This window comes from Kineococcus halophytocola, from assembly GCF_041276425.1.
GTDB classification, from domain to species: domain Bacteria; phylum Actinomycetota; class Actinomycetes; order Actinomycetales; family Kineococcaceae; genus Kineococcus; species Kineococcus halophytocola.
The window spans coordinates 39995-62369 of record NZ_JBGFTU010000023.1 but is presented as its reverse complement, the minus strand read 5'-3'; the positions used below and the strand labels follow the sequence as shown (position 1 = coordinate 62369).

General features: G+C 75.1%; 25 protein-coding genes and 1 tRNA gene. 11 read left to right on the top strand and 15 right to left on the bottom strand.

Annotated features, from left to right (window positions below):
- Window positions 1-99 precede the first annotated feature (99 nt).
- Together AB2L27_RS17480 and AB2L27_RS17475 are read right to left on the bottom strand one after the other, a co-directional pair.
- On the bottom strand, window positions 100-318 hold the full coding sequence (locus AB2L27_RS17480; RefSeq protein WP_370442771.1) for a hypothetical protein: 219 nt from the start codon (window positions 316-318) through the stop codon (window positions 100-102).
- Window positions 319-353: 35 nt separating this feature from the next.
- Window positions 354-692 (bottom strand): helix-turn-helix domain-containing protein, encoded by a 339-nt coding sequence (locus AB2L27_RS17475; RefSeq protein WP_370442770.1) that lies wholly within the window; start codon window positions 690-692, stop codon window positions 354-356.
- Between the two features lie 109 nt (window positions 693-801).
- On the opposite strand from AB2L27_RS17475, the gene AB2L27_RS17470 reads away from it, so the two are divergent.
- Window positions 802-1260, top strand: a complete 459-nt coding sequence (locus tag AB2L27_RS17470; protein ID WP_370442769.1) for a hypothetical protein — start codon at window positions 802-804, stop codon at window positions 1258-1260.
- 21 nt (window positions 1261-1281) lie between these two features.
- Here AB2L27_RS17470 and AB2L27_RS17465 read toward each other — a convergent pair whose 3' ends face one another.
- On the bottom strand, window positions 1282-1713 hold the full coding sequence (locus AB2L27_RS17465; protein ID WP_370442768.1) for a ChaB family protein: 432 nt from the start codon (window positions 1711-1713) through the stop codon (window positions 1282-1284).
- Window positions 1714-1750: 37 nt separating this feature from the next.
- Window positions 1751-3322 carry an MFS transporter gene (locus AB2L27_RS17460; RefSeq protein ID WP_370442767.1) on the bottom strand — a complete coding sequence of 524 codons (1572 nt, stop codon included), beginning with the start codon at window positions 3320-3322 and terminating at the stop codon, window positions 1751-1753.
- A 79-nt stretch (window positions 3323-3401) separates the two neighbouring features.
- Between AB2L27_RS17460 and AB2L27_RS17455 the strand changes: the two genes are divergently transcribed.
- From AB2L27_RS17455 to AB2L27_RS17445, 3 genes are all read left to right on the top strand, one after another.
- Window positions 3402-3974: a TetR/AcrR family transcriptional regulator gene (locus tag AB2L27_RS17455; RefSeq protein WP_370442766.1), complete on the top strand. Its 573-nt coding sequence runs from the start codon at window positions 3402-3404 to the stop codon at window positions 3972-3974.
- A 52-nt stretch (window positions 3975-4026) separates the two neighbouring features.
- Window positions 4027-5295 carry a diguanylate cyclase domain-containing protein gene (locus AB2L27_RS17450; RefSeq protein ID WP_370442765.1) on the top strand — a complete coding sequence of 423 codons (1269 nt, stop codon included), beginning with the start codon at window positions 4027-4029 and terminating at the stop codon, window positions 5293-5295.
- Window positions 5296-5408: 113 nt separating this feature from the next.
- Window positions 5409-7445: a SpoIIE family protein phosphatase gene (locus tag AB2L27_RS17445; protein WP_370442764.1), complete on the top strand. Its 2037-nt coding sequence runs from the start codon at window positions 5409-5411 to the stop codon at window positions 7443-7445.
- Between the two features lie 13 nt (window positions 7446-7458).
- Here AB2L27_RS17445 and pip read toward each other — a convergent pair whose 3' ends face one another.
- From pip to AB2L27_RS17420, 5 genes are all read right to left on the bottom strand, one after another.
- A complete protein-coding gene (gene pip, locus AB2L27_RS17440) occupies window positions 7459-8424 on the bottom strand; it encodes a prolyl aminopeptidase (RefSeq protein WP_370442763.1) in 966 nt (321 codons plus the stop codon).
- A 45-nt stretch (window positions 8425-8469) separates the two neighbouring features.
- A complete protein-coding gene (locus AB2L27_RS17435) occupies window positions 8470-8973 on the bottom strand; it encodes a putative immunity protein (RefSeq protein WP_370442762.1) in 504 nt (167 codons plus the stop codon).
- Window positions 8970-9239 (bottom strand): hypothetical protein, encoded by a 270-nt coding sequence (locus tag AB2L27_RS17430; RefSeq protein ID WP_370442761.1) that lies wholly within the window; start codon window positions 9237-9239, stop codon window positions 8970-8972. Before AB2L27_RS17430 ends, AB2L27_RS17435 begins: the two co-directional genes overlap by 4 nt.
- 65 nt (window positions 9240-9304) lie before the next feature.
- Complete coding sequence (locus tag AB2L27_RS17425; protein WP_370442773.1) at window positions 9305-10030, bottom strand: type IV toxin-antitoxin system AbiEi family antitoxin domain-containing protein; 726 nt, start codon at window positions 10028-10030, stop codon at window positions 9305-9307.
- Window positions 10031-10039: 9 nt separating this feature from the next.
- Window positions 10040-11137: a PucR family transcriptional regulator gene (locus tag AB2L27_RS17420; RefSeq protein ID WP_370442760.1), complete on the bottom strand. Its 1098-nt coding sequence runs from the start codon at window positions 11135-11137 to the stop codon at window positions 10040-10042.
- An 89-nt stretch (window positions 11138-11226) separates the two neighbouring features.
- Between AB2L27_RS17420 and AB2L27_RS17415 the strand changes: the two genes are divergently transcribed.
- Genes AB2L27_RS17415 through AB2L27_RS17395 form a run of 5 tightly spaced genes read left to right on the top strand, consistent with a single transcriptional unit; the run spans window position 11227 to window position 14890 of the window.
- The gene (locus AB2L27_RS17415) at window positions 11227-12144 is read left to right on the top strand and encodes a proline dehydrogenase family protein (protein WP_370442759.1); all 918 of its coding nucleotides are present in this window, start codon (window positions 11227-11229) and stop codon (window positions 12142-12144) included.
- Between the two features lie 29 nt (window positions 12145-12173).
- Window positions 12174-13808, top strand: coding sequence for an L-glutamate gamma-semialdehyde dehydrogenase (pruA, locus tag AB2L27_RS17410; RefSeq protein WP_370442758.1), 1635 nt, complete (start codon window positions 12174-12176; stop codon window positions 13806-13808).
- 32 nt (window positions 13809-13840) lie between these two features.
- A complete protein-coding gene (locus AB2L27_RS17405; protein ID WP_370442757.1) occupies window positions 13841-14314 on the top strand; it encodes a phage holin family protein in 474 nt (157 codons plus the stop codon).
- The gene (locus AB2L27_RS17400; RefSeq protein ID WP_370442756.1) at window positions 14311-14613 is read left to right on the top strand and encodes a DUF3618 domain-containing protein; all 303 of its coding nucleotides are present in this window, start codon (window positions 14311-14313) and stop codon (window positions 14611-14613) included. Before AB2L27_RS17405 ends, AB2L27_RS17400 begins: the two co-directional genes overlap by 4 nt.
- Window positions 14614-14620: 7 nt before the next feature.
- On the top strand, window positions 14621-14890 hold the full coding sequence (locus tag AB2L27_RS17395) for a DUF4235 domain-containing protein (RefSeq protein WP_370442755.1): 270 nt from the start codon (window positions 14621-14623) through the stop codon (window positions 14888-14890).
- 158 nt (window positions 14891-15048) lie between these two features.
- Here AB2L27_RS17395 and AB2L27_RS17390 read toward each other — a convergent pair whose 3' ends face one another.
- A complete protein-coding gene (locus AB2L27_RS17390) occupies window positions 15049-16086 on the bottom strand; it encodes an LLM class flavin-dependent oxidoreductase (protein ID WP_370442754.1) in 1038 nt (345 codons plus the stop codon).
- Window positions 16087-16234: 148 nt separating this feature from the next.
- On the opposite strand from AB2L27_RS17390, the gene soxR reads away from it, so the two are divergent.
- Window positions 16235-16705 (top strand): redox-sensitive transcriptional activator SoxR, encoded by a 471-nt coding sequence (gene soxR / locus AB2L27_RS17385; RefSeq protein ID WP_370442753.1) that lies wholly within the window; start codon window positions 16235-16237, stop codon window positions 16703-16705.
- A 20-nt stretch (window positions 16706-16725) separates the two neighbouring features.
- Complete coding sequence (locus AB2L27_RS17380) at window positions 16726-18759, top strand: SpoIIE family protein phosphatase (RefSeq protein WP_370442752.1); 2034 nt, start codon at window positions 16726-16728, stop codon at window positions 18757-18759.
- Here the strand turns inward: AB2L27_RS17380 and AB2L27_RS17375 are convergent.
- The 5 genes from AB2L27_RS17375 to AB2L27_RS17355 all read right to left on the bottom strand — a co-directional run bounded on the left by AB2L27_RS17375 (window position 18711) and on the right by AB2L27_RS17355 (window position 22343).
- Window positions 18711-19175: a hypothetical protein gene (locus AB2L27_RS17375; RefSeq protein WP_370442751.1), complete on the bottom strand. Its 465-nt coding sequence runs from the start codon at window positions 19173-19175 to the stop codon at window positions 18711-18713. The genes AB2L27_RS17380 and AB2L27_RS17375 overlap by 49 nt on opposite strands.
- Window positions 19176-19198: 23 nt before the next feature.
- Window positions 19199-19271, bottom strand: a tRNA-Gly gene (locus AB2L27_RS17370).
- A gap of 17 nt (window positions 19272-19288) precedes the next feature.
- Complete coding sequence (locus AB2L27_RS17365; protein ID WP_370442750.1) at window positions 19289-20188, bottom strand: glycoside hydrolase family 6 protein; 900 nt, start codon at window positions 20186-20188, stop codon at window positions 19289-19291.
- A gap of 809 nt (window positions 20189-20997) precedes the next feature.
- Window positions 20998-21168 (bottom strand): hypothetical protein, encoded by a 171-nt coding sequence (locus AB2L27_RS17360; RefSeq protein ID WP_370442749.1) that lies wholly within the window; start codon window positions 21166-21168, stop codon window positions 20998-21000.
- Between the two features lie 446 nt (window positions 21169-21614).
- Window positions 21615-22343, bottom strand: a complete 729-nt coding sequence (locus AB2L27_RS17355) for a hypothetical protein (protein ID WP_370442748.1) — start codon at window positions 22341-22343, stop codon at window positions 21615-21617.
- Window positions 22344-22375: the final 32 nt, after the last annotated feature.

The following is a 22375-nucleotide window of genomic DNA, read 5'->3' as shown; positions in this document are numbered from 1 at the left end:
CTTGGGCAGCAGTGGCTCGATGAGCTCCCACTCCGCATTACTCAAGTCCGACGGGTAAGCCTCACGCTGCACGCCACTCACCCGAGCAGGATCCCACCCTCATACCCACATCTGAAACAGTCTCTCATCGACGCTGAGCACCGGGTGCAGGTTCTTGCCGGCACCGGCGATGACCTTCTGCATGGCAGCGACCTTCGCGCTGAAGTCGGGGTCGGGACGGCGGTGCAGCCATCCGCGGATCTGGTGGACCTTCAACGACAGCCCGGCCAGGGTGCGGCTGACCCAGGAGGCGGTGACCCCCCAGTTCAGCTCACCCATGCGCTGGGCCAGCTCGGCGTGGGTCCACCGTCGATCTACAGGGCGTTGACGGCGGGACGGGCCTCGGTGGCCAAGGTCAGCAGGTCCCGCACGGCCGTGTCGTCGTACAGGCGCGGGCGGCCACTGCGCGGGGCATCACGCCGACCGTCCGGGCCGTGCTCACCGACGCGGCGGGCCCACTTGCGCACGGTGGTGGGGCTGATGCCGAAGCCGGTGGCCACAGCGCGGACGTCCCCGCCGGCGGCCTCCAGGGCAAGGACCCAGTGGGCCCGGTCGGCGTGTCGTTGCTGGCTGGTGGGGCGTTCGGCGACCTGCGTCAACGCCGTCCGCGGAGCATCGTCCAGGCGCGGCACCGTCGGCAGAAGCATTCCCATGCACACCGACGGTGCCGCGTCCTTGGGCGTGGTTCAGGCAGCGATGTGTGCAGTTGTCGCGCCGGTTCGGTGATCACGAACTTCTGCACGAGACCACTAGCCTGGCACGGTGACCGACGAGGAGCTCCTGGCCGAGTTCGAGCGGCGTCTGCGCGAGGACGATCCCGACGTCACCTGCGACGGCGCCGTCTTCACGCTGCACCGCTGGCACGGCGAACCGCAGGACCCGCCGCTGCAGGTGCACGTCACCGCTGCTCAGCTGGGCCGCTGCTGCCGCGTCGACGAGGAGACCCGTGACGCCCTCTGGCCCGGTTCGCCGGTCGAGATCGCCGGGCTGAACCTGCTGCAGGTGCACCTCGACGAAACCCTCCACCTGTCCCTGGAGGTGGCCCCCGGACGACGGCACGTCGTCCTGGAACCGCACCTGGCGGTGCTCACCGATCCCGAGGTCCACGACGAGCCTCGCCCGCGGTTGCCGCTGCCGGACCTCCCGCCGGGGGAGTACCGGTGGTTCGCGCCGCTGAGCGGGCAGGCGTTCCCCGCCGAACCGGAGACCCCCGGGGGGTGATCTCCGGCCGCGCCGGGGACGTCAGGACGAGGAGCGGCTGTCCCGGGTCGCCTTGTCGTTGGCCTTGCGGATCGCCTCGACCAGTTCGGCCTTGTCCATCGTGGACCGGCCCTCCACGTCGAGTTCGCGGGCGATCTGGAGCAGGTGCTCCTTCGTCGCGTGCTCGTCGACGCCGCCGGAGGAGCGGCGGTCCGTGTCCACCCCGCCCTCGGACTGCGGGTCGGACGGCCCCTTGCGCCCGTCCTCCTTGGGCTGCCAGTGGTCGCCGACCTTCTCGTGGGTGTGCTTGACGGCGGCCCACGCGACGCGGTTGGCGCGGGCGTCGTCGTCGTAGGAGTCGGCGGCGGAGTCGTGCGCCTTCGCGAACGTCTCCTGCGCCTTCTCGTCCGAGCGCTGCAGCGTGCTCGGCAGTTCGCTCTCCACGGGTTCGCCCGACTTGGAGGTCTTCGGCACGGTGTGCTCCTCACGTCCTGCGGTGGTGGCGCCGACGCTAGGCCCGGTCGGCCGTGACCACATCCCGGGACGGCTCCGCGGGGGTGCGGGGGGTCCTGGGGCGCAGCGAGCGCCACACGACGAGCGCGGCCGCCGCGGTCAGGACCGCACCGGCCGCGGCCGTCGCGTCCAGCCCGTGGGTGAACGCCGCGCGCGCCGAGGCGAGCAGCGCCTCGCCCCCGGGCAGCCGTGAGGCCGCTTCGACGGCCGCCCCGAGCGTCTCGCGGGCGGCCGCCTCCCCGGCGGGGACCTCGACCTGCGAGCGGTAGACGGCGTTGAGGACGCTGCCCAGGACGGTGGTGCCGAGCACGGCGCCGACCTCGTAGGCCGTCTCGGAGATGGCCGAGGCGGCTCCGGTCCGGTGCGGCGGGGCGGCCGAGAGGATGGCGTCGTTGGTCAGCGTCTCGGCCAGCCCGGCCCCCGCGCACAGCACGGCGAAGGCGACGGCGAGCTGCACGGCCTGGGCGGAGCCGCCGCCGGGGCCGAGGAGGGCCATGACGGTGTAGCCGGCGGTGCCCAGCAGCAGACCGGTCGCGATGAGCAGGTCCAGGCGCAGGCGCCGGGCCAGCCGGGCCGCGACGAGACCGGACACGAACGTCACGACGGCCCCGGGCAGCAGCAGCAGCCCCGCGTCCAGCGGCCGCATCCCGAGGACGAGCTGCAGGTACTGCGAGACGGCGAACAGCATCCCCGTCATGCCGCAGACGCTCATGAGGTTGGCGAGCACCGAGGAGCGGAAGACGGGTAGCCGGAACAGGTCGACGTCCAGCAGCGGGTCGGTCAGCCGCTGCTGCCGGCGGACGAACACGACGCCGAGCACGACGCCGGCCAGGAACGTCGCGACGGGGGCGGGGGCGAGGCCGTGCTCGGCCAGCGTCTTGATCCCGTAGACGAGGGCGGTCAGCGCCAGCACGGAGACGACGACGCTGAGGACGTCGAGGCGGCCGTGGGTGCCGCCGCCGCGGTGCTCGCGGACGACGAGCGGGGCCAGGACGAGCAGCAGCACCATGAACGGCACGTTGAGCAGGAAGACCGAGCCCCACCAGAAGTGCTCCAGCAGCCAGCCGCCGACGATGGGGCCCAGCGCGCCGCCGGCGGCGAACCCCCCGGCCCAGACGGCGAAGGCCGTCCGGCGCTGCTCGCGGTCGGTGAAGGTGCTGCGCAGCAGCGACAACGTGGAGGGCATGAGGGTCGCGCCGAACACGCCGAGGGCGACGCGGGCGGCGATGAGCGCGGTCGCGGACTCGGCGGTGGCGGCGAACAGGGAGACCACGCCGAAGCCGGCGGAGCCGATGAGCAGGAGCTTGCGCGCGCCGTGGCGGTCGCCGAGCGTGCCCATCGTCACGAGCAGGCCGGCGATGGCCAGGGAGTACCCGTCGACGATCCACAGCAGCTGGGTGCCGGTGGGGGAGACGGCCTCGCTGATCGCGGGCAGCGCGAAGCTGAGGACGGTCATGTCGATCGAGATGATCAGCACCGGCAGCACGAGCACGGCCAGGGCGGCCCACTGGCGGGTGCCGGGGCGGTCGGAGGGGGCGGGGGAGACCGGCTGGGCGGTCGTGGTGTCCACGGTTCCTCGGTTCGTCGAGTTGGCTACCCCAAGACTGTACCGTCCAGACGGTATAGTGGCGAGTGGTTACCCTCTCCCGGTGCCCAGGGACCCCGCCGCCACCCGTGACCGCCTCGTCGACGCCTTCGCCGGCCTCGTCGTCAGCAGCGGTGCGCGCTCGGCGACGCTGGAGGCCGTCGCCGCCCGGGCCGGGGTGTCCAAGGGCGGCCTGCTGTACCACTTCGCCTCCAAGGACGCCCTCGTCGAGGGCCTGGTGCGGCGCTTCGAGCGCATCGCCCGCGAGGACCTGGAGCAGATGCGCACGGCCCCGGAGGGGCCCGCGGAGTACTACGTGCGCACCTCGGCCACCGAGGCGGACTCCTTCGCCGGCGCCGAGCCGGACCCGTTGAGCACCGCCCTCATCGCCCTGCTCCGGCTCGCCCAGGAGGGCGACTCGCGCGCGAGCGAGGCCTACGTCGCCGTCAACGACGCCTGGCGCGACCTCATCGAGGACCAGCTCGGCGGCGACCGGGGCCTGGCGCGGCTGGTGCAGCTCATCGGCGACGGCCTGTGGGGGTCGGCGTCCATGGGCATCCCCGTCACCGACCTGGAGGAGATCCTCGAGCAGGTCCGTCACCTCGTGGCCGCCAGCCACGCCGCACCGACGCGCTGAGCCACCCGTTCGGACGCTCACCCCCGCGGCCGCGGCCGCCGATCACTCGGAGGTGGGTCCGCAGGCGGCGTGGGAACGGGGTGGGGCGGTGCAGCTCGACGCGCAGGACGCTGCGACGGCGCGGTTCCTGGACGGCTTCCCCGACCCCACCTGGACGGTGGACCCCACCGGCCGCATCAGCGCCTGGAACCGCGCCGCGGAGTCCGTCCTGGGGCACTCCGCGGCCACCGTCCTGGGGTGCTTCCCCCACGAGGTGCTGGGCGAGGTCCCCGCGGTCTCCGGCGCCGTCGACCTGCGCGACGCCCGGGGCCGGCGCGTCGCCGGGTCGGCCGTCGTGTGGTCCGACGGCGGGCTGCGCCACACGTCGGTGCGCATCTGCCAGGGCGACGTCGGGGTCGTGAGCCGCCGGCTCCTGCAGGAGCTGCTGGAGCACGTCGGGGACGCCATCGTCACCGTCGACGCGGCCGGCACGGTCCAGCTGCTGAACCGCGGGGCCGAGCGCCTGTACGGCGTCCGGGCCGGCGACCTCGTGGGCCGGCACGTGCGGGGGCTGTGGCTGGACGAGGGGGCCGACGAGTACCTCGAGGCCGTGCGCCGGGCGCTGGTCGCCGGCCGGAGCTGGTCCGGCGTCGAGGTCGAGCTCGTCACCCGCGCCGGTCGCTCCCTCGTGGTGGAGTCGGCCGCGACGGCCCTGTACGACGGGCACGGCGGGTACGCCGGGGCCGTCCTGGTGAGCCGCGACGTCACCCCGGTGCGGGAGCTGGAGCAGTCGCTGCGGGCCGCGACCCGTGCGCTGCGCGACCGCGCGACCCAGATGGCCAAGGCCACGCACCGCGACGCCCTCACCGGTGTCGCGGCGCGCAGCCTGCTGCAGGAGCGGCTGTCCGCGGCCCTCGGCGCGGCCGTCGAGACCGAGGCCCCGGTGTGCGTCCTGACCGCCGACCTCGACGGGTTCCGCGCCGTCAACGACTCCTACGGGCTGGCCGCCGGGGACGCCCTGCTCATCGCCTTCGCCGCCCACCTGCGCGCGGCCCTGCCGCCCAGCGCCACCGCGGGCCGGCTGGGGGCCGACGAGTTCGCCGCCGTCCTGCCGGGCACCGAGGAGGGCACCGCGCAGCGCATCGCCGACGCCGTCCGCGCCTGGACGCCGCCCTCGCCGCTGCCCGCGCGGGGCCGGCGCTCCGACGACCGCGTCGTCGGGGTCACCGTGGGCGTCGTGCGGGCGACGTCCCTGGAGTGCCGGTCCCCGTTCGACACCGGGGTGCGCTCGGTCCTGCAGCGGGCCGAGGAGGCCGTCGCGGCGCAGAAGACCGGGCGCTGAGGTCGAGCGGCCCGCGAGGGTCCCGCGGGCCGGCAACACGAGAACTCCCCTCACGGTGCGCTGCTCGCGCACTACAGTCGGTGCGACAACGGGTCGTCGAGGAGGTGGCGAGCGTGCTGGAGCCCGCGGGGTCCCTCCCTGTCCGGGATGGCCTGCGCGACGCCCCGTTCGACCTCGTCCTCGCCGCGGCCCGCGTCGCCGTCTTCGACTACGACCTCACGACCGGGGAGCTGTCGGCCGACGAACGGCTCGCCGCCCTGCTGGGGGAGCCGGCCGTCCCCACCGCCACCGGCTACGCCGACCGGTTCGCCGAGCTGGCCGGCCCGGAGGAGACGCACCGGTTCCGCGAGGCGGTGACCCTCGCCGTGCGGACGGCGACCCCGTTCCACGTGGAACTGCGCCTGCGACCGGGCCCGGACCGCCCAGCGTGGGTCGGCGTGCGCGGCCGGGTGGTCCTGGACGGGGACCGGCCCGCCCGCCTCACCGGGGTCGTGCACGACACGAGCGCCGACCACGTCGTCGACGCGGCCAGCGCGCTGGAGTCGTTGCCGGCGGCCTACTACGCCCTCGACCACGACGGGCTGCTGCGGGCGCTGAACGCCGAGGCCGAGCGGCTCGCGGGCCGGCCCCGCACCGACCTGGTCGGCCGCCCCTGGGGGGACGTGTTCCCACTGGCCTCCGGGTCCGAGGCCGACCGCGTCCTGCAGGCCGTGGAGCGGACCGGGCGGGCCGAGACCGTCGAACTGCTCCACCCCGAGCCGCTGTCGCTGTGGTGCGAGCTGCGCGCCTGGCCCGACGGCGACGGGACGAGCGTCCTGCTGCTGCCGTCGGCGGCGCGCCGGCAGGCGGAGGAGGCGGCCCAGCGGGCCAGGACCCAGGTGCAGGTCCTGACGCGGGTCGGGGCCCACCTGTCCGGGACGCTCGACGCCGAGACGGCGGTGGCCCGCCTGTCGGGCATCCTCGTGCCCGTCCTGGGGGACTGGTGCATCGTCTCGGTCGTGGAGGGGCAGTCGACGCTGCGCGACGTCGGCTGCCAGCACGCCGACCCCACCCGCCAGGACCTGCTGGAGTCCTACCGCTCGCACCGCATGCGGGCCCTCACCGAGCACCACCCGGCCGGGCCCCGGTACATCCTCGAGGCCGTGCGCACGGGGCGTCCGGTGATCCTGCCCGTCCCGGCGGTCACGACGATCCAGGACCTCGTGGGCCCGGGGCAGGCCCACGACGAGATCAGCGCCCTGGACCCCGAGTTCGTCGTCGTCCTGCCGCTGCGCGCCCGCGGCCGCACCGTCGGGCTGGTCACGCTCGCCCGCGACCACGGCCGGCGGCCCTTCGACCCCGAGGACCTCGCCACCATCTCCGGGGTCGCCGAGCGCGGGGCCCTGGCCCTGGACAACGCGCGCCTGTACGGCCAGCAGCAGCGCATCGCCGAGGACCTGCAGCGCCACCTGCTGACCCCTCCCGCGCGGTCCCCGCACTGGGAGACCGCGGTGCGCTACCGGCCCGCGGCGCACGCCGCGCAGGTCGGGGGCGACTGGTACGACGCCTTCCACCAGCCCGACGGCACGACGACGCTCGTCATCGGTGACGTCGTGGGCCACGACACCGCCGCCGCGGCCGCCATGGGGCAGCTCCGCAACCTGTTGCGCGGCATCGCCTTCGCCGCCCCGGACGGGCCGGCCGCGTTGCTGGGTCGGCTGGACGCGGCCGTCGCCGGCCTGGGGCTGGGCACCCTGGCCACCGTGCTCGTCGGCCGCCTGCACCCGCAGCCGGGCGGTGTCGTCCTGCAGTTCTCCAGCGCCGGGCACCCCGCGCCGGTCGTGGTGCGCGGCGGCAGCGGAGTCGCGGTCCCGCTCGTGGTGGCCGAGGGGCGCGACGGCCCGGACCTGCTGCTCGGCATCGACCCGGCGACCCCGCGCCACGAGGGGGAGGTGGTCCTGCGCCCGGGCGACACGGTCCTGTTCCACACCGACGGCCTCGTCGAGCGTCGCGACCAGGGCCTGGACGAGGGGACGGCGCTGCTCCTGGACGCAGCCTCCCGGCACGCCGGGCTCGACTTGGAGGGCTTCTGCGACGCGGTGCTCGACGACCTGCTCCCCAGCCGGCCCGAGGACGACGTGGCCGTCGTCGCGGTGCGCACCCTGAGCTGACCCACCCGCTCGCTCACCCGAGCGCGGCGAAGCGGTCCGTGGCGGCCGTGACGGGAGCGAGGAACGCGTCACCGCCGTGACCGGCGTCCTCGACGACGACGAGTTCGCTGCCGGGCCAGGCGCGGTGCAGGTTCCAGGCGACGTCGAGCGGGCTGGACACGTCGAGCCGGCCGTGGACGAGGACCCCCGGGGTGCCGGCGAGCCGGTCCGCGCCGGCGACGAGGTCACCGCCCGGAGCCAGGTCGGCCAGGAACCCGGCCGCGGCGAAGTAGTGGGTGACCAGCCGGGCGAAGGCGAGGCGGAACGCGGGGTCGGCGTAGCGGGGGTTCGGCCGGTCGCCCGGGGCGAGGGAGACGTGGACGTCCTCCCACGCGCACCACGCCGCCGCCGCGCGCTCGCGGACGTCCGGGTCGGGGTCGTGCAGCAGCCGTGCGTACGCGGCGGCCAGGTCCCCGTCGCGCTCGGCCGGTGGGACGGCGTCGCGGAACGCCTCCCACTCGCGGGGGAAGACCCGGCCGACGTCGCGGGTGATCCACTCGACCTCCCGCCGCGTCGTCGTCGCCACGGCGAACAGGACGAGCGCCCGGACGCGGTCGGGGTGCCGCTGCGCGTAGGCGAGCCCCAGCGTGCTGCCCCACGAGGCGCCCAGGACGACCCAGCGCTCGACGCCGAGGTGCTCGCGCAGCCGCTCGACGTCGGCGAGCAGGTGCGGGGTGGTGTTGGTGGACAGGTCCACGACGTCGCCGGCCGCGGACGGGGTGCTGTGCCCGCAGTTCCGCTGGTCGACCTGGACGATCCGGTAGCGGGCCGGGTCCAGGTACCGCCGCCACGCCGGTGTCGACCGTCCGCCCGGACCGCCGTGCAGGACGACCGCGGGCGTCCCGGCCGGGTTCCCGCTCACCCACCACGCGACGCGGTGGCCCTCGCCGGCGTCGAGCGTCCCCTGCTCGTGCGGTGCGCCCTCCGGGTAGCCGGGCACGAACCACCTCCGGTGCAACAGCGCTGGTGCACCGGACGGTACCGGTCAGAGGGAGAAGACGCCCCAGCAGATCGCGTCCCGCCGTTCCTGGTCCTCCAGCACGAGCGCCCGGACCGCCGCGGGCAACCAGTCGCGCTGCCGGTCCCGCTCCCGACGGCCGGCCGCGACGCCCGCGTCGGCGACGACGGCCTTGACCGCGTACGCGGCCGCGCCGAGGTCGTGCTCGGCGACGTGGGCGACGCACGCGGCCTGCCCCGCGGCGTAGGCGGCGAAGCGGGCCGTGCCGCGCAGGGGCCGCGCCGTCCCCATCGCGTGCCCGCCGAGGGCCCGGCACTCCATCATCGGCAACGATCCCGCGACCCAGCCCCGGGCGGCGTCGACGGCCTCGCGCGGGCGCCGGTCGTCCGGGAGCTCGCGCTCGAACAGCTCCAGGACGTGCTCGGCGCAGTCCGCGGCCCACAGCGCCAGGAGGTGGTGGTCGGCGTCGGTCAGCGTGCCGCCGCGACGGGTCGTGACGAGGCGGGGGTCGCGGACCGCGGGGAGGATCACCGGGAGCCCAGTCGCCGCACGTCCCTCACCCGGTGCAGCGCCCCGTGCCGGTTCCGCAGCTCGGCGTCGCGCGCTGACGCCGCACTCATCAGCAGCTCCCCCCGTGCGAGGGCCGAGTCGAGCCGGGCCACGGTGGCGTCCTGCCCGGCGTCCGCTGCCTCGAGGCGCTCACGCTCGAGGTGCTCTCGACCGGAGGTCGTGGCCGCCACAGCCGTCGCGAGGTGCAACCAGCCGGCGTCCATCCACGCCGTGTCCTGGGACGACACGTCGGTCCACCAGCTGTCGGCTGGCCTCTGCGCCCGGTAGCGCGCCAGTGCATCCTCGCTCCCGCTCACGCCGGCCTGCCCGACGACCGGCTCGGCGAGGGCTCCTGCCCTTCGCGGGCTGCGAGGGCACGTCGGAGGGCGGCGCGTCCGCGTTGCTCGTGCGCCAGGCGCTCCAGCTCCGCCGGGTCGCACCGCGGCCACAGCCCCCTGACGGCGTCCCACACCTCGCCGGGGAGGTCGAGCAGCCCCGGCCGTCGGGCCAGGTCGAGGAGCGTCTGCTCGGGGCTCGTGACCAGGACCGGGCCGAGGTCGGTTCCTTCGAGCTGAGCGTCCAGTGCGTCGACCGCTCGCTGGACGAAGACGACCCGAGCGTCGTCCCGGTCCTCCAACACCAGGGGAGGGCGTTGCTCGGGCACCGCGACGACGGCGACGGCCAGTGCCCGAGGGACGGCGCCCAGCACCCGGGCAGCGGACAGGTGCATGAGCACCGGAACGCGGTCCCCGAAGGCTGCGGTGGCCACCCCGGCGGCCAAGCTCTCCAGGCTCGGTCGCCATCCGCTGTCGGCCCCGTCCGGCACCAGGTAGTGCACGCCCCGGGCGGCTCGCCTGACCCGGCCCTGCTCCCGCAGCCGGTGCAGTTGCACAGCGGGCTGCGTGTAGCGCGCTGCCAGGACGTCGTTGCGGAAGGTGCGCAGCGGAGCGCGGGTGAGTTCCGGGGGCAAGGCGGCCACGTCAGTCCTCCGGTCAGTCAGTACTCGCGAGCTTATCTCTTTCGATAAGCAGATCGCCATCACGTGCGGTCAGCCGCCGAGCACCAGCGCCAGGTGGAGCGCCAGCCGGTCCCGCCCGTCGTCGAGGTCGAACCCGCTGACGGCGGTGATCCGCCGCAGCCGGTGGTAGAGCGTCTGCCGGTGGATCGAGAGCGCCTCGGCGCTCCGCTGCGCCGACCCGGCGAGGTCCAGGTAGGTCCGGGCGGTGAGGACCAGCTCGGGGTCGGCGGCCAGCAACCGGCGGGCCCGCTCGTCCAGCACGACCTCGGCGAGCGCCGCCGGGTCGCCGAGGGCGTGCAGCCGCAGCGCCCCGAGCCGTTCCCACTCCCGCACCCCGGGCCCGCCCGAGCGCAGCGCGGCGTCGGCCTGCTGCCAGCCCGTGTGCGCCGACCCGGCGGCGACCGGCCCGGAGACCCCGACGGCCAGCCCGCCCGGGTGCTGGGACAGCAGGGCCGCGGCGGCCCGTTCGGCGACGACGCGCCCGGCGAGCGGGGTGGGGACGACGAGGGCGGCGCGGTGGCCGACGGCCGCGGACAGCACCGCGCGCGGCAGCAGCCAGCCGTTGACCGCGCCGGTCGGGCCGCCGTCGACGGGGGCGATCGCCACGACGGTGACGGCCGGGGTGAGCAGCCCGTCGCGCTGCAGCTCCTCCACGGCCCGCGCCCGCGAGCCCGCGTCGGTGGACAGCAGCTCCCCGACGGCCCACGTCGTGCGGTCGGCGGTGCGCGCGCGGGTGGCGAGGTGGGCGGCGACGAGGTCGAGGGCGTCGTGGACGCGGTCGAGGTGCTCGGCGCGGACCCGTTCGTGCGGGTCGAGCAGCCACAGGTAGCCGTAGGTGACGCCGCGCCAGCGCACGGGTAGGCACCACCGGGCGAGGCGACCGGACGCGCCGTCCCCGGGGATGCGCAGCGGGCCGGTGGCGCGGGCGATGCCGAACCCGGCGAACAGCTCCTGCACGCGCGGGTCCGAGCGGCGGCGCAGGATCGAGCGCCGGCGCACGTCGTCGATGACCTCCTCGTGCCCGGAGCTGGCCACGAGGAGCAGGTCGCGGTCCTCCAGCGTCACCGGGGCACCGGTCAGCTCGGCGACGGTGTCGACGAGGTCCTGCACCTGGTCGGTCGGGTTCACCGGCTCATCATCCACGTGGATGACGAAGCAGGACGACGACGTGGCAGACGTCAGTGGCCCCGCTCACGCGGACGTTCTAGCGTCGAGGGGTGTTCGGACAACTCCTCCTGGGCGTCGCCGGCAACGACGGTGTGCGCCGGCTCGTGACCGGCAGCACCCTCAGCCGGCCCGTCGTCTCCCGCTTCGTCGCCGGTGACGACGTCGACGCGGCCGCCGGTGCGGTCCGCGACCTCGCGGCGCAGGGCATCGCCGCGACCCTCGACCGGCTCGGTGAGGACATCACCGCCCCCGAGCAGGCCGACGAGACCGTCGCCGGCTACACCGACCTGCTCGACCGCCTCGCCGGTGAAGGGCTCACCGGCGGCAACGAGATCTCGATCAAGCTGTCCGCCCTCGGCCAGGGCCTGGGCCCCGACGGGCCCCGCCGGGCCACCGAGCGCGCCCACCTCCTCGCCGAGCGCGCCGCCGCCGCCGGGGTCGACGTCACCGTCGACATGGAGGACCACACCCGCGTCGAGGACACCCTCGCGACCGTCCGCGCGCTGCGCGCCGACTTCCCGCGCACGGGCTGCGTCCTGCAGTCGATGCTGCGCCGCACCGAGGGCGACGCCCGCGACCTCGCGCACCCCGGGTCCCGCGTGCGGCTGGTCAAGGGTGCCTACAACGAACCGCCGGAGGTCGCGTACCCGGCCAAGGCCGACGTCGACAAGGCGTACGTCCGCTGCCTGCGCGCGCTGCTCGACGGCGGCGCGTACCCGATGATCGCCACCCACGACCTGCGGATCGTCGCCCTCGCCGAGGAACTGCTGCGGGGGAAGCCGGCGGGGTCGGCGGAGTTCCAGATGCTCTACGGCATCCGCGCCGGCGAGCAGCAGCGCCTGGCCCGCGAGCACACCGTCCGCGTCTACGTCCCCTACGGCACCGACTGGTACGGGTACTTCTCCCGCCGCCTGGCCGAACGTCCCGCGAACCTCGCGTTCTTCGCCCGCTCGCTCGTCGCCGGCTGACCGAAACCCGACACGGAAGGAAACCCGTCGTGCAATCCGTGACCGACGTCCCCGCCCCGCGCAACGAACCCGTCCACGGGTACGCCCCCGGCAGCCCCGAGCGGAAACTGCTCACCGACGCCCTCGCCGCGCACGTCGCGAACCCGGTGGAACTCACCCAGACCATCGGCGGTGAGAAGGTGTTCGGCGGCGGGGAGCGCGTCGACGTCGTCCAGCCGCACCGGCACGCGAGCGTCCTCGGCACGTTCGGCACCGCCACCGGTGACCAGGCCCGCGCCGCGGCCGACGCGGCGCTCGCCGCCCGCCGCGACTGGGCCGCGATGGACTACGACGACCGCGCCGCGGTGTTCCTGCGCGCCGCGGACCTCCTCGCCGGTCCGTGGCGGGAGAAGATCGCCGCCGCGACGATGCTCGGGCAGTCCAAGACCGCGCAGCAGGCCGAGATCGACGCCCCCTGCGAACTCGTGGACTTCTGGCGGTTCAACGTCGCGTTCGGCCGCCGCCTGCTGGAGGAGCAGCCCGTCTCCGGCCCCGGCGTGTGGAACCGGCTGGACCACCGCCCGCTGGAGGGTTTCGTCTACGCCATCACGCCGTTCAACTTCACGGCCATCGCCGGGAACCTGCCGACCGCCCCGGCGCTCATGGGGAACACCGTCGTCTGGAAACCCTCCCCGACGCAGACGCTCGCGGCCTGGCACACGATGAAGCTGCTCGAAGCCGCCGGGTTGCCGCCGGGCGTCATCAACCTGCTGACCGGTGACGGCAGGGACGTCTCCGACGTGCTGCTCGCCGACCCGCACCTCGCCGGCATCCACTTCACCGGCTCCACCGCCACGTTCCAGCACCTGTGGCGCACGGTGGGGGAGAACATCGCGGACTACCGCACCTACCCGCGCCTGGTGGGGGAGACCGGCGGCAAGGACTTCGTGCTCGCCCACCCCTCGGCCGACCCCGCGACCCTGTCGACGGCGATGACCCTCGGCGCGTTCGAGTACCAGGGGCAGAAGTGCTCCGCGGCCTCCCGCGCGTTCGTCCCGAAGTCGGTGTGGGACGTCATGGGTGAGGAGTTCCTCGCCCGCGTCGACTCCCTCACCTACGGCGACGTGAGCGACCTGTCGAACTTCGGCGGCGCCGTCATCGACGCCCGCAGCTACGCCAAGAACGTCGCCGCGATCGAGCGCGCCCGCGCCACCGACGGCCTGACGATCGCCGCCGGCGGGACGTACGACGACTCCGAGGGGTACTTCGTCCGCCCCACCGTCGTCCTGGGGCAGGACCCGACCGACGAGGCGTTCTGCACCGAGTACTTCGGGCCGTTCCTCGCCGTCCACGTCTACGACGACTCCCGGCCCGGCGCCTGGGCCGACGTCCTGACGACCGTCGACGAGGGCGCCCCGTACGGGCTGACGGGCGCCGTCATCGCCGACGACCGCACCGCCGTGGCGCAGGCGTCGGCCGCGCTGCGGTTCGCGGCCGGGAACTTCTACGTCAACGACAAGCCCACCGGCGCCGTCGTGGGGCAGCAGCCGTTCGGCGGGTCGCGCGCCTCGGGCACCAACGACAAGGCCGGCTCGATCCTCAACCTGCAGCGCTGGACGAGCCCCCGGGCGATCAAGGAGACGTTCGTCGCGCCGACGACGCACACCTACCCGCACATGGGTTGATTGAGAACGAGCTGTGCGGGTAAGGGCCGGGCATGACTCAACCCACTGGGTCCGGAACCCGGACCGACGATCTCAGCGTGTCGCACGGGCCGGGGCCTGCCGTCTCGACGACCCCGCACCGGCGCGACGAGAGCGTCGGCCAGCTCGTCGGCCAGCTCACCGAGCAGATGTCCCGCCTCGTGCGGGACGAGGTCCAGCTCGCCAAGGTCGACCTGACCGCCAAGGGCAAGAAGGCCGGCGTCGGGATCGGGATGTTCTCCGGTGCCGGTCTGCTCGCGTTCTTCGGCGTGGGTGCCCTGGTCACCACGGCGATCCTCGGCCTGGCGTACCTCGTCCCGGCCTGGCTGTCCGCGCTCATCGTCGCCGTCGTGCTGTTCGCCGTCGCGGCGGTGCTGGCGCTCATGGGCAAGAAGGAGGTCCAGGAGGCCACGCCCCCGGTGCCGCAGGCCGCCGTCGACGGGCTCAAGCAGGACGTGCAGACGGTGAAGGAGGGACTGCAGCGATGAGCGGCGCGACCCCGGCCCCCGGTACGGGCCCGACCCCCACCGACCGCGACGCCCTCGTGGAGGACATCGAGAAGACCCGCGAGCGCCTGGCGGCCACCGCCGACGCCCTCGCCGCCAAGGCCGACGTCAAGGCCCAGGCCACGGCGAAGGTCGACGAGCTCAAGGCCACCGCCCAGCACCGCGTCCACGAGACGAGCGAGCGCGCCCCCGGCACGCCGCCGCAGCAGACCGCGGTCCTCGTCGGCGCCATCGTCGCCGTCACCGCGTTCGCGGTGTGGCTCGTCGTCCGGGAGCGGTGAGGCGCGCGTGAACACCGCCAAGCTCCTCTACCGCCCCCTCGGCCTGGCCACCGGCGCCCTCGGCGGCGTGCTGGCCGGGACGATCGTCAAGCAGGTGTGGCGCAAGGCCTCCGGTGAGGAGGACGCGCCCGACGCGTTGCAGCACGAGTACCCGTGGAAGGAGGTCCTGCTGGCGGCCGCCCTCCAGGGCCTCGTCTTCGCCGTCGTCAAGGCCGCCTCCGACCGCGGCGGCGCGGTGCTGTTCGAGAAGCTCACCGGCTCCTGGCCGGGGGACTGAGCGTCCACCCGGGTCCACAGGATGCCTGTGGACAGTGTGGACAACCCTGTGCACAGCGCCAGGCCGGGTTGGGGTCGTTGACGCGAAGCGCCGAACCTAGTGGCGCGTCGCGTCAACGACTCAAACCCCCCGCCCCGCACAGTGACGCAGCGTCGAACTCAGCCCAGCTCCTTGCGCACGAGCGGCGCGACCTCGGTCCCCAGCAGCTCCACGGCCCGCATGACGTCCGCGTGCGGCATCGTCCCGGCGGACAGGTGCAGCATGAACCGGTCGATCCCCAGGTGCTGGTGCTGGAAGAGGATCTTCTCCGCGACCTCCTCGGGGGAGCCGACGAGCAGCGCGCCGCGGCGGCTGCGGGCGGCCTCGTAGGACGTGTGCGAGAAGTAGCCCCAGCCGCGTTCCTGCCCGAGCTGGTTCATGACGCCCTGGTAGGGCGTGAAGTGCACGTCGGTCGCCTGCTGCGTCGTCGGGGCGACGAACCCGTGCGAGTGCGTCGCCACGCGCAGCACCGACTCGTCGTGACCGGCGCGGCGGCCGGCCTCGCGGTACAGCTCGGCCAGCGGGGCGAACTGCTCGGGCATCCCGCCGATGATCGCGATGGCCAGCGGCAGCCCGAGGGTCCCGGCGCGCACGACGGACTGCGGGTTGCCGCCGACGGCGATCCAGACCGGCAGCGGCTGCTGCACGGGCAGGGGGAACACCCCGAGCCCGGGGATGCCGGGACGGTGCTTCCCGCCCGCCCACGTCACGTTCGACGGGTCCTCGCGGAGGGCGAGCAGCAGGTCCAGCTTCTCGGCGAACAGCTCGTCGTAGGCGTCGAGGTCGTAGCCGAACAGCGGGAACGACTCGATGAACGAGCCGCGCCCGGCCATGATCTCCGCGCGCCCGTCCGACAGGCCGTCCAGCGTCGCGAACTGCTGGAACACCCGGACGGGGTCGTCGGAGGACAGGACGGTGACGGCGCTCGACAGCCGGATGCGCGACGTGCGGGTCGCGGCGGCGGCCAGGACGACAGCGGGGGCGGACGCGGCGTAGTCGGTGCGGTGGTGCTCCCCGAGGCCGTAGACGTCGAGGCCGACCTGGTCGGCGAGCTCGATCTCCGCCACGACCTCCCGCAACCGCTGCGCGTGCGAGATGGTCGTACCCGTCCCCGGGTACGGCGTGGTCTCCGCGAACGCGCTGATCCCGATCTCCACGATCCCCAGCCCCCTGCTTGAAGTCTCAACGATACGAGGCGAGGGTACCCGGGTTCAGCAGCAGCACGCCACGCCCGCGTGTCCCCGGCGGCGGGAGGTCCAGGCGCACCGACCGGGACGACGTGGCCGGCGCCGCCCGCAGGTCACGATGTCCCTCGTGGCCGACCTGCTGAGCATCGGGACCGTGGCCGCGCGGGCGGGCGTCTCCGTCGCCGCGCTGCGGCACTACGAGCAGCGCGGCCTGGTCCACCCCGTGCGGGACGCGGGGGGCCGGCGCCGCTTCCCCCGCCACGTCCTGCGCCGCCTCGCCGTCGTCGCGGCCGGTCAGCGCGTGGGGTTGTCCCTGGCCGACATCGCCGAGGCCCTGGCGGCCCTCCCGACGGACCGCGCCCCCTCGGCGCGGGAGTGGGCGCGGGTGGGGGAGCGGTGGCAGCGGCTGCTGGACGAGCGCATCCGCGAACTGGAGGCCCTGCGCACCTCCCTCACCGGCTGCATCGGCTGCGGGTGCCTGTCGCTGACCCGGTGCACGTTGTTCAACCCGCACGACAGCGCCGCGGCGGAGGGGGAGGGGTCGCGCTGGCTGCGGGCAGCGACCGGCGACGGTGCGCCGAGCGTCTAGATCGGCACTAGGTTCGAGGTGTGGTCGCCCAGCTCCCGTTCGGTTCCGCTGCGGAGCTGCGGCACGCCTACGAGCAGGTCGACTGGTCGGCGACGGCGCTCGGCGCGCTGGAGGGCTGGCCCCGTGCGCTGCGCCGCGCGCTGGAGCTGGCGCTGGAGACCCGTTTCGCCATCCTCATCTGCTGGGGCCCGGACCTGGAGATGGTCTACAACCAGGCCTACGCCGACATGATCGGCGACAAGCACCCCGCCGCCCTCGGCCGTCCCGTGAGCGAGGTGTTCGCCGAGGCGTGGGACGACCTGGCCCCCCTGTTCGCCCAGGCCCGCACGGGCGAGGCCGTCTCCTTCGAGGACATGCCGCTGGTCATGGACCGGCACGGTCACCCCGAGGAGACCTACTTCACCTTCTCCTACTCCCCGGTGCGCGACGACGACGGCGAGATCGCCGGGGTCATGGACATCGCGGCCGAGACGACCCGCCAGGTCCAGGACCACCGCCGCCTGGAGCTGCTGACCCGCCTCGGCGACCTCGCCTCGGAGCTGCAGCCGCCCGCCGAGCTGGCCCGCAAGGCGCTCGACGTCCTGTCCACCGCCCCGGTGGACCTGCCCGACGTGGACCTGCAGCTGCCGGGCGGGGACACCCGGCTGCCCCCGCCGCCCGCCGCGCTGCAGCCCCGGCAGGTCCTCGTGCAGGAGGCCGGTGCGGGCGACGGTGCGGGCCACCTCGCCTGGGTGCGCATCCCCGCCGCGCTCGGCGGGGACTCCCCGGGGGTCCTGGCGGTCCGGCTCAACGACCAGGTGCCGCTGGACGCCGACTACCGCGACTTCGTGCGCCTCGTGGCCGCCACCGTCGGCGACGCGTTGTCGGCCGCGGCCTCCTACGAGGCCGAGCGCCGCCGCGCCGACCTGCAGCAGTGGCAGGCCCAGCGGCTGGCCGGGCTGGTCGCCGTCGCCCAGGCGCTGCCGACGGTGGAGACCGAGGACGACGTCCTGAAGATCCTGGGCCGGGGCGCGGCCGGGCTGCTGGGCGCCGACGGCATCGTCCTGGGACTGCTGGAGGAAGGGACGCTGCGCGTGCGCGGCGACGAGCGCGACCCCGCCGTGTCCGCGCTGGGGGCGGCCCTGCGCGGCACGCCGGTCGTCTCCGACGACGGCGTCACCGCGTGGCCGCTGTGGGTGGGCGACCGCGTCATCGGCGCGCTGGGGTTGTCGTGGCGCCGGCCCCGGGACCTGTCGGCCGAGGACACCGACCTGGTGACGGCGCTGGCCGCCTCCACGGCCCAGGCCCTGGACCGGGCCCGGGCCACGCAGGCCGAACGCACCGCCGCCGCGGCCGTGCGGACGATGGCCGAGACGTTGCAGCGCAGCCTGCTCACGTCCGCGCCGCAGCCGGAGCACCTGGAGACCGCCGTCCGCTACCTGCCCGCGGCCGAGCACGCCCAGGTCGGCGGCGACTGGCACGACGCGTTCCTCACCGCGGCCGGCGCGGCCTGCCTGGTCATCGGCGACGTCACCGGCCACGACCAGGACGCCGCCGCGGCCATGGGCCAGGTGCGCAACCTGCTGCGCGGCATCGGCTACTCCCTGGAGGTCTCCCCGGCCGCGGCGCTGTCCGCGCTGGACCGCGCCATGCGCGACCTCGGCGTGGGGGCGCTGGCGACGGGCATCCTGGCCACCGTCGAACCCCTGGAGGGGTCGGCCACCTGGCGGCTGCGCTGGTCCAACGCGGGGCACATGCCCCCGCTGGTCGTCAACCCCGACGGCACCGCCGAACTGCTGCGCACCGCCCCCGACCTCCTGCTCGGGCTGGAGGCGGGCTTCGTGCGCGCCGACCACGTGCACGGGCTGGCGCCGGGCGCGACGGTCCTGCTCTACACCGACGGGCTCGTCGAGCGCCGCGGCGCCTCCCTCGACGAGGGGCTGACGTGGCTGGCCGAGACGGCCGGTGGCCTCTCGGGCCTGGGCCCGGAGGAGCTGTGCGACCGCGTCCTGGAGCTGGTCGCCGGTCACGCCGAGGACGACGTCGCCGTCCTCGCGGTGCGCGTCCGGCCCTGACGACGACGGCCCTGACGGCGGCGGGCCGGGCGCGCGTACCCGCCGTCCTCCAGACCCGCCCACCGCTCGAACACGTTGCGGTGCGGCAGGTTCCGGGTCACCAGGGCGTTCAGGCCGTAGAGCGCGAGGAACGGCAGCGTCCCCAGCAGCGCGTACTGGTCCGCGTGGCGCAGCTCGTGGCGGCGCCGGCGCTCGCCGCCGAGGTCGCCGTGCAGCCACACGTTGCCGACGGTCGTCCCGCCCCGGCCGTACGTGCCGCGCGGCATCCCGGAGCACTCCACGAACAGGTCCTCGCCCACGAAGACCGTCGCCCCGTGGTGCAGCGCCCAGGCCAGGGCGAGCGCGCTGGCGGGCAGGTTCCGGGCGGCGCGGAACGCGATCCAGCCCCGAGAAGCAGAAGAGCGCCGGTCCCTCACGGGGACCGACGCTACTTCGACCGAGCGGACGACGAGACTCGAACTCGCGACCCTAACCTTGGCAAGGTTATGCGCTACCAACTGCGCTACGTCCGCAACGTGCGGTGATGAGTCTACACGCCCACGAGCGCCAGGGCGTACTCCTCGAACCACTCACCCGCCGCGGGCTCCCCCGGGCGGCAGCTCCCGTCGGACTCCCCGGGCCGCTTCACCCACAGCCAGGCGTCCACGACGTCCACCCCCGTCAGCGTCGAGGGCACCCGCCCGATCCGGCGCCCCGGCGGGTTGCACCAGTCCTCGACGCGGCCCGTGGCGACCGGCGCACCGGCCCCGTTGCGGCTGGTGTCGACGACGAAACGCGCCCCGCCCAGGAGGCGGGACAGCCTGCGGCCGTAGGCGACCGTGGCGTCGGTGGGCTGGACGTTGGACACGTTGAGGGCGAAGCCGGCGGCCCGGTCGACCCCCGCCGCCCGCAGCGCGCCCGCCAGGGCGGGCAGGTCCCGCACCCAGCCCGGGTGGCCCGCGTCGAGGTAGACGTGGGTGGCGGGCAGGGCGGTGAGGACCCCGACGGCCCGGCGCAGCAGCGCGAGCCGGGCCCGGGCGTCCAGGTCCCGGCAGCCGGTGACCGCGGCCGCCACGGCGTCGGGTTCGAGCACGACGACGGCCGGCCGGTCGCCGATGCCGGCGGCCAGCTCCCCGACCCACGCCAGGTAGGCGTCCTCGTCGGCGGCGCCGCCGGCGGAGAAGGAGCCGCAGTCGCGGCCGGGCACGTCGTAGGCGACGAGGACGGGCAGCGCCCCCGCCGCGGCGGCTGCCGTCGTCAGCGCCCGGGCCCGCTCGCGCGGTGCGTCCCCGGTGAACCAGGTCGCCGTCGGTGCCTGTGCCAGCGGTCGCAGCGCGTCGGCCAGGTCGGTGCGGCCGCTGTTCTCGTACGCGGCGAGCTGGCGCCGGGCCAGGGAGTCCGGGTCCGACCACAGCGGCCGCAGGCCGAGCCGGGGGACGGGCTCACCCACGGCGCCTCCCCCCACGGTCAGGGTGGCGAGGAGACCGCCGAGAACCCCCAGCACCCCGGCCCGCCGCACCCGTCCCGACCGCACGCCCACCTCACCGACACCCACCGATCGCGCGGGCCGGTCCCGCCGCTCCCAGTGCACCGCACGGGGCCGCACCCCGGCCACGACCGGTGACCGTCACGGACCCGGCCGGGTGAGGGGACCGCCCGTGCGGCGCAGCCCCCGCGCGTGCCGGTGGGGCGCGATCCGTGTTGGGCGGCCGGGGTGCCGCAGGGCACCGCTGCCGGTTCGACGGCTGGTCCGATGTCGGAACGGCGGTGGGATCGGCGAGAACGTCGCCCTGACGGCCACCAAGCCGTTCTCACCGCCGTTCCCATCCCCAGCTCGACGTCACGGTCATCCCGCTGTCGTGGACGTTGACGGTGCGGCCCTGTCGTCGACCGCACGTGGGGCGCCTTCAGTCCCCTGCTCCTGGGGCAGGGGGCTGCCCCGTCTGCCGCGCGTGGTCGATCACCCGACGCACGGCCTCACGCCGCTCGGCTCCGGTGCCTCCCAGCAGCCGCTGCACGTGCGGGGGCATGTCGTCCTCGCCGATCCACCCACCAAGAACGGCTGGAGGAGCAGAGGCGCCGGCCGGGGTGCTCTCCTCGTTCACGCCTCCGTCGTGCTGGGTCCTGCTCACCGACGACAGCCCCAGGGCGTCAGCACGTGCCTGCCGACCTCCCGCGCGAGGAGGCGCCGGACGGGCCGCGTCCGGTGCATCCCGCCGTCCGCGACGGCGCGGTCGTGCCGCAGGTGAGCGCGGCAGCTCAGCCGAAGAGGTCGACGGCGTGGAGGAGGACGTTGGCCCCCAGGCCCCCGCCGAGGGCGAGGGCCAGACGACGCCACCACGCTCGACTGCCCACCGGACGGAGGCCGGGCTCCTCGACGAGCCGCAGGCGCTCCGCGACCCGCCACGCACGAGACCGTCGTCGTTCCACGTCACCACCGTAGGGGCCAGCGCGCGGTGCGTCTGTTCGTCCCGCCCTCCGGGGGGGGGACGTGACGATCCGCGGCACCGCCGGGACGTCGCTGGAGCGGCACGTTCCGTCCCACCACCTCGCGGTGAACGTGTCGCGCCGGGCCACTTCCGCGGCGCGGTGCGTTCGCGTGCGGCACACCGGCGACGTCCGTCCCGCCGTGCTGGCAGGGCCCACCGTCGACCGTGCGAACTCACCCCGCGGACACGCCCCGTGGCACGGGTGCTGCTCAGCCCGTGACGGTCGTCGGTCTCCGCGAGCTGGCCCAGCGAGCCCCCGCCTCCCTCCGCCGAGGTCGTCTCCGTCCGCCGGTCACCGGGCGGTCGCGGAGGGGTGTGACCACCCGCGCACCGGGGCGATCCGGGGTGCAGCCACGGCGGTCCTCGACCCGGGCACCGCGGTCACCGTCACAACGCGCCGGCTCCGCCCACCGCCCCCGCCAGCAGCAGCGAGACGACGAACGCCTTCCCACCCCGCCACCGGCCAGGTCCCGGCGCCACGGGACGCCGCCCCGGCAACGGCCCCGACGCCAGCAGGAACACCGTCACCCCGAACGGCAGGGCGAACAGCCAGAACCACCCCCACCGGCTCACCCACCGCGGTTCCGGCCCGTTGACGAGCAGGAACACCGCTCCCAGCCACTGCAGCAGCGGCAGCACCCCCACCCAGCCGGACAACCCCACCCCCAGCACGGTGGCGGAGAAGGAGGATCGGGAACCGTGGTCGAGGCGGTCCACCCGCACGGTGGAGTCCCACTCCCGCACCCGTGCCCCCGCGTCCTCTCGCACGACGGGCAGGGGCGAACCGTCGTCACCGGTCATGGTGGTGCCCGGTTCCCGGGGGCCGGTCACCAGCTGCACCGCCACGTGGTGCGCCTGCCACCCCGAACGCCACCGCACGTCCTGCCGGACCGTTCCCGTCGTCCCCGGGGACGTGCCGCCGGTGACCTGGACCCGGGACACCCGCCCCGCCTCGACGTCGGCCTGCAGATCGCCCAGTGTCGCCGTGCGCTCACCCCACACCAGGGTGGCCAGCAGGACCACCGGCGTGATCACCAGCAGCAGGGCGCGCACCCCGGCCCACCCGCGCCAGGACGCCGGGAGCGCGGAGCTGGGAACGACGTCGGTGTCCAGCACGCCTCGACGCTACCGCTGCAGCCCCGCCCACC

Coding starts and splice junctions, on each gene's coding strand:
- soxR (WP_370442753.1), top strand. CDS start 16,235: ATGTCCCTCGTGGCCGACCTGCTGAGCATCGGGACCGTGGCCGCGCGG.
- AB2L27_RS17480 (WP_370442771.1), bottom strand. CDS start 318: ATGGGTGAGCTGAACTGGGGGGTCACCGCCTCCTGGGTCAGCCGCACC.
- AB2L27_RS17400 (WP_370442756.1), top strand. CDS start 14,311: ATGAGCGGCGCGACCCCGGCCCCCGGTACGGGCCCGACCCCCACCGAC.
- AB2L27_RS17405 (WP_370442757.1), top strand. CDS start 13,841: ATGACTCAACCCACTGGGTCCGGAACCCGGACCGACGATCTCAGCGTG.
- AB2L27_RS17475 (WP_370442770.1), bottom strand. CDS start 692: ATGGGAATGCTTCTGCCGACGGTGCCGCGCCTGGACGATGCTCCGCGG.
- AB2L27_RS17425 (WP_370442773.1), bottom strand. CDS start 10,030: ATGGCGATCTGCTTATCGAAAGAGATAAGCTCGCGAGTACTGACTGAC.